Source organism: Paenibacillus enshidis, assembly GCF_042136365.1.
GTDB lineage: Bacteria > Bacillota > Bacilli > Paenibacillales > Paenibacillaceae > Paenibacillus > Paenibacillus enshidis.
The window spans coordinates 603,429-612,012 of record NZ_JBHHMI010000001.1 but is presented as its reverse complement, the minus strand read 5'-3'; the positions used below and the strand labels follow the sequence as shown (position 1 = coordinate 612,012).

Below are 8,584 nucleotides of genomic sequence, written 5' to 3'. Positions count from 1 at the left end.
GCAGGAGCGACAGGAGCTACCGGGGCAACAGGAGAGGCGGGAGCAGTAGGAGCTACCGGCGCAGCAGGAGCGACAGGGGCAACCGGAGAGGCGGGAGCAATAGGAGCTACTGGCGCAGCAGGAGCGACAGGGGCAACCGGAGAGGCGGGAGCAGTAGGAGCTACCGGCGCAGCAGGAGCAACAGGAGCTACCGGGGCAACAGGAGTGACAGGAGCAACGGGCGAGGCCGGAACGGTATTGGGCTTTGCTGATTTCTTCGCCCTGATGCCCCCTGATAATGCAGCTACTGTTGCTCCGGGTACAGACGTAAGTTTTCCGCAAGATGGCCCTACCAGTGGAACTACTATTACCCGAATCGGCCCTAGCTCTTTTAATTTAGCGGCAATAGGGACCTATCAGGTGCTTTCTCAGGTTAGCGTAACCGAACCTGGACAACTAATCCTGACACTCAATGGCGCGGATCTCGCCTATACTGTAGTTGGACGTGCAACAGGAACATCACAGATCGTGGAAATGGCCTTAGTGCAAACGACTGTCATTAATTCCATACTGACTGTTCGAAATCCTGCTGGCAATTCCACTGCACTTACTATTACTCCTCTCGCTGGAGGAACAAGACCTGTTTCAGCACATCTTGTTATCACACAATTAGCATAGCAAGTTATCTTACGCATAGGTTATAGTGCTACACGATGTCAAGACAGGAATTTGAATATAGTTAAGGTGTGAAAAAGATAACAACGTAGCGACAGGAGGCTTTGCAGATCGAGGGCAAAGCCCAAGCGAAGGCGCGGGGAGGAACGAAGTTCCCTCCGTTATTCGCTTGTGGATACCAGTTGGACCTACCGGTTGTACACCGTAGCTGGCGTGTGATTTTGCAGGGGCTGGTGAGGCAGTTCATAGTGAGAACGTTTAAACTTCCGTGTAATTGGTAACAATATCCACAAAGGAGATGTTACCCATGAAAGCGAAAAAAAACGAACTGGTGAGTCTACTGGCACAGGAATGCAATAGTATGCAAGACATCCAGCAACTACTCAAAGATATGTTTAAAGAAACAAATTACTTTGGGGAACATAAAGAATTGACAGGTGATTTGCCTTATAGTGATCATATGATACCTCCAGCAATGGTTTATGTTTATCCTTACGACATTTATATTCTCCCATCTTAGCGAATCAGGGAAGCTTCTATAAGTAATTTCACCACTAAAGCTGCTTTTATAGCAGCTTTTTTCTAAAAGACAAAAATGGAAGTATGGAGAGTATAATGTAGATTATAAATGAACACGCTCCTCCTACCTGAATAAGCAGGCAGGAGGAGGATGTTGAATATTAATGTTAGAAAATATGAATTTATCTAAAAAGAGCAATCTTAGGAAGATTTCCTAGGGCTGCTCTTTTTGGTCATTCTCTATTTCATTAATTATTCGGTTATTCTTTAACAGCTTCAAGTGCTTTACTAATCATGTCACTAGCATCCGTGCGGGTAAGTTCGACTTTGGGATTGAAGTTACCATCTGCATCCAACTTAACAATCTCTAACGCAATTGCAGTTTGAATCATACCTGAATAGGAAAGCTCGATTTGATCATTATCCTTGATTTCAACAGGTACTAACTTGATCATTGGCAATTTGCCGCTGGTTTGCAGTGAGTGAACCAGTAAATAGGTAAACGATTCACGAGTCAGCTTCGTGTTAGGATCAATATTGAAATCAGTTGGCGCATACACGCTCGTAAACGCGTCCTTAATCAGTTGAACACCTTCCGTAGTGGAGAGAGATTCATTATTAATGACGGGAGCCGGGTGAGCCTTCAAATATTCTATTGCATTGTAAATTTCTTCAGCAGCTTCCGCCCGTGTAATGTTCTTTTTCGGATGGAACGAGCCGTCTGCATCCAGCTTGATGATACCATAGGCAATTCCGCGTTGAATGGCGCCGGAATATTCGACATTCAGTTGATCCTGATCCTGAATCTCCACAACAACTGGTTTGATCAATGGCAGCTTCCCATGTGCCTCCATCGCCAGAATAAGCTCGGCCGTGAACGCTTCACGTGTCATTTGGGCCTGGGGATCCAGGTCTTTATCGAGCGGAACCCCGTTAGCTCCGGCAGTAATCAACGCATTTGCATACCATGCGTTATTATCTGCTTTTGAAAAATAATTCGTAGCTTTAGGCTCTACCAGGAATCTGATGCCATCCAAATTGAGTCCAAAGGCATTCACAATCAGTTGAACGCTTTGGGCAGCGGAGAGGGTAGTCTGTGGAGCAAACAACTCAGATGTGACCCCTGATACGATACCTCTTTGTTGCAGGCTGATAATTTTGTCCTTTGCAGAGATGTTGTTCAAATCTGTAAAGGAGCTTGAAGCAGCAAAGCTTTGCCCCATTAAAGCCGAAGAAATTAAAGCCGCCGCTGCAGATACTGTCATCATTTTATATACTTTTCTCACCGCATTCACCTCATAACATAGTGTTGAGAAGTAAGTTCTCGTTACACTAAACGGCTAGAGGTTTGAAAAGGTTGCATACAGGTGATTTATTTTATTAATTCCGGATATAAATCTCTTTGCTATTAAATTCACCAATTGAATTCTTTTAACAATTGGTAATATAATGAATACAGACAGTTGGATAAGAGAGAAATCGATCAATGTGCGTTTATTTTTAACCAGCTGCCTCACTATTTCAAAGGCAAAGGAGCAGAGGAAACCTATGTGTACAACTCATGTTCTAAGCGTTCCAAGCGCAAAAGCACCTTTTGAAAAGACAACTATTGAGCGGAGAGATTTACGGCCTGACGACATTTTGATCGATATTAAGTATTGCGGGATTTGTCACTCGGATATTCACATTGCCCACAATGATTTTGGCAACGCGGTTTATCCCATGGTCCCAGGTCATGAAATGGCAGGGGTCGTATCTGCTGTAGGATCAGCTGTGACAAAATTCGCTGTGGGGGATCGCGTTGGGGTCGGTTGCTTTGTCAACTCTTGCGGAGAATGCAAATTCTGCCTGCGAGGTGAAGAGCAATTTTGTACAAAAGGCGTAGTTATTTCATTTAATTCTACAGACTACGACGGGAATCTTACATATGGCGGATACAGCCAAAACATTGTGGTAAAAGAACATTTTGTTGTCCGTATCCCGGACAGCCTGGATCTGGCTGCAGCAAGCCCGTTATTATGCGCCGGTATCACCACATACTCTCCATTAAAACACTGGGACGCAGGTCCTGGGAAGAAGGTTGCTGTTCTGGGGATGGGTGGTCTCGGTCATATAGCCGTACAATTTGCCCATGCCATCGGCGCTGAAGTCACTGTCTTGAGTACAAGTACGAATAAAAAAGATGAAGCCTTGAGCTTTGGCGCAGATCATTTCTATACTACCAGTGACCCCGCAACATTCAAGGAATTGGCTGGTCACTTTGACATCATCATCAACACCGTGTCCGCAAATATTGATGTTGATGCATATCTATCCCTGCTTGAAGTAGATGGATCACTTGTCACTGTTGGGCTGCCAAGCAAACCGGAACAGTACAATATTTTCTCCTTGTACGCTGGACGTCGCAGCATTACGGCTTCAAATGTTGGTGGCATGAGAGAAACACAGGAGATGCTCGATTTTGCTGCTGAGCATGGTATTGCTCCCAAGATTGAGATCATCCGTGCCGATCAGGTGGATGAAGCGTATGAGCGTGTTCTGAACAACGATGTGCGTTACCGGTATGTGATTGACATGGCCACTCTGTAAACAATAAAAGAGCACTTAAACATAAAATATTCATCATCGGGCAGGGGTTATGCGAAAGCGCATAATCCTGCTTGAGACCCGCCTTGGTGCTATGCACTAAGGCTTTTTTCATATTAAGCCGCCACAAAAAAACGTCTATCGACGTTCCTTCAAAAAAAATATGTTTCTTACGACAAACTTTTGAGGATTTCGACAGGAATATTGTTTTATAATTTCATTAGATCATCAATTCTATAATTTTTTTCAATTTATTCTTTTATATTTCAAGGAGATGGAATGGTTGAAAAGAGAGAATGTAGAAAACATCGTTGCTTTATCGCCAAATCAGGAAGGAATTTTATTTCATTGCATCCATGAACAAGGCAGCCCAAACTACTTTGAGCAATTAAACATCTCCTTGACCGGAAGCATCCGGATCGCTGATTTTCAGGAAGCCTGGAATATCGTGGTACGTGCCAACGAATCCCTTCGCTCCCAATTCCGCTGGTCGGGTCTGAGGCAGCCGGTTCAAATTATTTTGAAAAATAGCATACCCGAAATTCGGATGGATATGCTGGCAGGGAAAGAGCCTCTGGATGCAAGAGAAGAATTTAAGCGCATCATGGCTGAAGATATGGAGCGCGGGTTCCGGCTGCAGGAAGAAGTGCCTTTCCGAATCAGGCTTGTTCAAGTAGAAGCCAATCAATATCAGATGCTCATCAGCAGTCATCATATTTTGTTTGACGGCTGGAGCACGGGCATTCTCCTGAAGGAATTCTGGTATGCCTACCACAAACTGCGTCAGGGCCAAGAGCCTGTTCTGCCTTCCAAAAGAAAGAAGCTGGACTACCTCAAATTTATACATAACCTGAATTTCGTCGAAGAATCGACATATTGGAGCAAGGTGTTAGCTCATGCCGGACATGCTTCGATTACACCCTCTGTGAAAAGCAAACCTAAATCGAAAAAAGAAATGCTGCAAGAAACACATGTAATGTCTCCGGAGCAGACTCTGCGGTTAAAGCGATTTGCAATGGAGAATCAAATAACGATAGCCGGCTTGTGTTATACCGCTTGGGCATTGGTTTTACAAATGTATACAGGCCGCAGGGATGTGCTTTTCGGCACCACCCTTTCCGGCCGGAACATCCCTTTTGAAGGTATAACGGATATGGTTGGCTTATTCGTGCAGACCGTGCCTTTTCGCGTGAAGCTGAATCATGCTGCGGCTGGTTCACAGCTTCTCGGACAAGTTCAGCAATCTCTGCTGGATTGTGAACGGTACAGCTATTATCCCTTGACAAGCATCATGAAGGAGATGGACGGGAACGGTCAGAACGGCGAATTCGACACGCTGTTTGTCGTTCAGAATTATCCCTTGTTCCAGTTTGAAGCGCTTGGCGGCGAAGAGTTAGCGATTTCGTCTCATTCGATGAGAGAACATTCCCATTATCCGATAACGGTAGGCATTCAGACGTTTGCGGACATCCGGATTTCCGTGTCTTATCGGACCGATCAGTTTGAGAGCCAATTTATCCAGGGCCTGATTGCGGACTTTGCTTTCTTCCTCAACCATGTGCATGATCTGAAAGAAAGGACGGTTAACCGCCTTCTGGACTTGCATCAAGCGGAGGTGCGGCTGAGGCAGCGGCGGCCTGACGTTCCCCATACGGATGATCAGGGGAGCGAATCCGGCAACGGCAGCTGGCCTTCGGACCAGCTATATCCGGCGCTGTTCGAAAATCGGGTCAGTCAGAGCCCTGATCACGTGGCGGTGATATTTGGAGAAGACAACTGGACGTATAGCCGGATCAATAACCGGGCGAATCAGCTTGCGCTCAAGCTGCAGGAAATCGGGGTCGGACCCGAGATGCCGGTAAATCTTTTTATGGAGAGATCGGTTGACCTGCTTGTCTCTGTGCTCGCCATTCTCAAGGCAGGGGCAGCTTTCGTGCCGATAGACCCGGAGCTTCCTGCAGACCGCATCATGGACATCCTGGAAGATACTCGTTCACCGTTCATCCTGGTGGACCACCGTACCCGGGAGCTTCTTAACCAATTCAGTTCGGAAAGCAACATCGTGAATGTTTCGGAGCTGAACGAAGAACACCTGACATATGAAAACGTAAAGGCAGCCCGCTCTGCCCGTGATCTGGCCTATGTGCTCTATACATCGGGAACATCCGGCAAGCCCAAAGGTGTCATGATTGAGAATCGCAATCTGGTTCATTTTATTCAATCATTTGACCGCAAGCTCCAGTGGTCCGAGAGCAAAGTCATGCTGGGACTGTCCACCTTTTCATTCGATATTTTTATTGTGGAAATGCTGCTTCCCCTTCTCAAGGGAATAAAGATCGTAATGGCAGATGCGATCCAACAAAAGGACCCGATTCGCTTATGCGAACTAATTGAACGCTCTGGCATTCATATTATTCAATTAACGCCTACAAGGCTGAAAACGCTGCTCAGTCATTCCGGCAATGTCAAGCGGCTGCAGGGGGTAACGGATGTGCTGCTTGGAGGAGAGGCGCTGCCGGAGCAGCTTGTCCGTTCTCTGCGTGAGAAGCTGCCTGCTGATATTTACAATCTGTATGGGCCAACGGAAACGACGGTTTGGTCTACCGTGTACCGATTCGACGAACCGAACACCATCTGCATTGGAACGGCGATTGAGGATGTGAACATTTATGTTATGGATGAAGCCGGACGAATCAAACCGTGCGGGGTTCCCGGCGAAATATGCATTGGCGGAAAAGGTGTTGGCCGCGGTTATTGGAACAACCCGGAGCTGACCCGTGAGCGGTTCGTTCCCGACCCGTTTGCTCCCGGAACATGGATGTACCGTACCGGAGATTTGGGCCGCTGGACTTCCGAGGGACAGCTTGATTTCCTTGGACGGATGGATCGTCAGGTCAAGATCAGAGGGTACCGGATTGAACTGGCTGATGTCGAATCGCATTTGTTATCTGCTCCCTCCGTGGCTGCCGCTGCTGTTATTGTGAGGGAGCAAGAGGGTACCGAGCCTTATTTATGTGCTTATGTCGTGGGAGAAGCAGGGAAATCCTCTTCCACGCAGCTAAGGGAGCATATGCAGTCCAAGCTGCCGGATTACATGGTGCCCAGCTATTTTATTCCTGTTGAAAAGCTGCCCCAGAACCAGAATGGCAAGCTGGATATCAAAGCCCTGCCGCTTCCGGTTCAGGAAGCAGCACAGCCTGGCAAGGACAGTCCTATATTTGCGCCACGAAGTGAACTGGAGCATATTCTCCTGCATTTATGGCAAGAAACACTTTCGTTACAGGGCAACATTTCGTCAAACACACATTTTATGGACCTTGGCGGACATTCGCTGCAGGCCATGTATCTGGTTATGGGTATTCAGAAGGAGCTGGGAATTGAAATTACCGTACAGGAAATTTTCCGTTATCCAACCCTTGGAGAGCTTGCCGCATTGCTGGCCGCAGCCGTTGACGGGAAGTTTCGGCTGCCAGCCATCGTCCCGGCTGCCGAAGCGCAGGACTATCCATTGTCCTCCGCGCAGCTTGCCATGTATATAAGCACCCAGTGGGAGGACGAGCTTACCTCCTACAACCTGCCATTTAGGATTGAAATGAAGGGCCCAGTCGATCACCACAGGGTTGAAGAAGCGTTCCGCACCTTGCTTCAACGCCATGAATCGCTGCGCACCAGCTTTCATACTGTGGGCGGGGAAATCCGGCAAATCGTACATCGTCAGATCCCGTTTGAACTGGAATATGCAGAGGTTGATGCAGAAGGACTGGAGCGTCAGCTCACCGGTTTTATCCATCCTTTTGATCTGCAACAGGCACCCTTGTTCCGGGTAAAGCTGCTTCGCCTTGACGAAAGCTCTTATGTGCTGCTGGGAGACCTGCATCACATCATCACTGACAATCATTCTGTTCGTCAGCTCATGCAGGAGTTCATCACACTGTATCAGCAGCAAATCTGCGCCCCTGTGCAGTTGCAATACAAGGATTACGCTCTTTGGGAGAGTGCGGTTCGCAAGACAGCGGTATATGCCGAGGCCGAGCAATATTGGCTGTCGGTCGTTCATGATGCGCAGGCTCCGGCGGTGCTGCCGTCCGATGTTACCCGTTCTCTTCACAGCAAAGGCGGGAGCCAGCTTGCATGGCCGTTTCGCGCGGAACTGGCCGACAAGCTGGTCTCGCTCGCCCGTCAGCACAAAACGTCAATATTTACAGTATTGCTGACAGCCCATTACATTCTGATGCACAAGTATACCGCTCAGGAGGATGTGACCGTGGGGATTCCGTTGTCGGGGCGATGGCAACCGGATATGGATGCCGTAAGCGGAATGTTTGTCAATACGATGCCGCTGCGCAATGCGCCTGTTGCCGATATCTCTTTTTCCAGGCTGCTCTCCCAGGTCAGACAATCCATGCTGCGGGCCATGCAATATCAATTTTATCCGCTTGCTGATCTGGTTAAAAAACAGAGGCAAGCTTCTCCCGGGATGCAACCGTTCTTCCGCACCGTATTTACGATGCTGTCCAATGAGGAGAGTCTGGATGTGGCGGGCGTGGAAATGATCATGAACCCGCTGCATCACGGGCAAAGCAAGTTTGATCTTACCGTAACGGTACTGGCAACAGATCAGGTACCCGTCAAGCTCATGATTGAGTATGCACACCATCTGTTCGCGGCAGACAGTGTACATAAGTGGGCGGAGCGGTACATGCATGTTCTGGAGCAGGTGGCTGCACAGCCGGAGCTTGTGCTTTCTGAAATCAAGGTTCATGAGGAGCCGGGACCGGTTCCCGAACGGTATGAAGAAGTGGACTTTCAATTTTAACGGCGAAGG

4 protein-coding genes and 1 pseudogene are annotated in these 8,584 nt (G+C 47.9%); 4 read left to right on the top strand and 1 reads right to left on the bottom strand.

Annotated elements, in window-relative coordinates; all coding sequences use genetic code 11:
* Nucleotides 1-657 (top strand): annotated as a pseudogene (locus tag ACE41H_RS02560) (collagen-like protein); the annotation flags it as partial.
* A 304-nt stretch (nucleotides 658-961) separates the two neighbouring features.
* The gene (locus tag ACE41H_RS02555) at nucleotides 962-1,174 is read left to right on the top strand and encodes a hypothetical protein (protein WP_375353120.1); all 213 of its coding nucleotides are present in this window, start codon (nucleotides 962-964) and stop codon (nucleotides 1,172-1,174) included.
* A 259-nt stretch (nucleotides 1,175-1,433) separates the two neighbouring features.
* Here the strand turns inward: ACE41H_RS02555 and ACE41H_RS02550 are convergent, their stop codons facing one another.
* Nucleotides 1,434-2,459 (bottom strand): S-layer homology domain-containing protein, encoded by a 1,026-nt coding sequence (locus ACE41H_RS02550; RefSeq protein ID WP_375353118.1) that lies wholly within the window; start codon nucleotides 2,457-2,459, stop codon nucleotides 1,434-1,436.
* Nucleotides 2,460-2,721: 262 nt separating this feature from the next.
* Between ACE41H_RS02550 and ACE41H_RS02545 the strand changes: the two genes are divergently transcribed.
* Both ACE41H_RS02545 and ACE41H_RS02540 read left to right on the top strand, forming a co-directional pair.
* Entirely contained in the window at nucleotides 2,722-3,762 is a 1,041-nt protein-coding gene (locus ACE41H_RS02545) for an NAD(P)-dependent alcohol dehydrogenase (protein ID WP_375353163.1), read from the top strand.
* Between the two features lie 280 nt (nucleotides 3,763-4,042).
* Nucleotides 4,043-8,575 carry a non-ribosomal peptide synthetase gene (locus ACE41H_RS02540; RefSeq protein ID WP_375353116.1) on the top strand — a complete coding sequence of 1,511 codons (4,533 nt, stop codon included), beginning with the start codon at nucleotides 4,043-4,045 and terminating at the stop codon, nucleotides 8,573-8,575.
* Nucleotides 8,576-8,584: the final 9 nt, after the last annotated feature.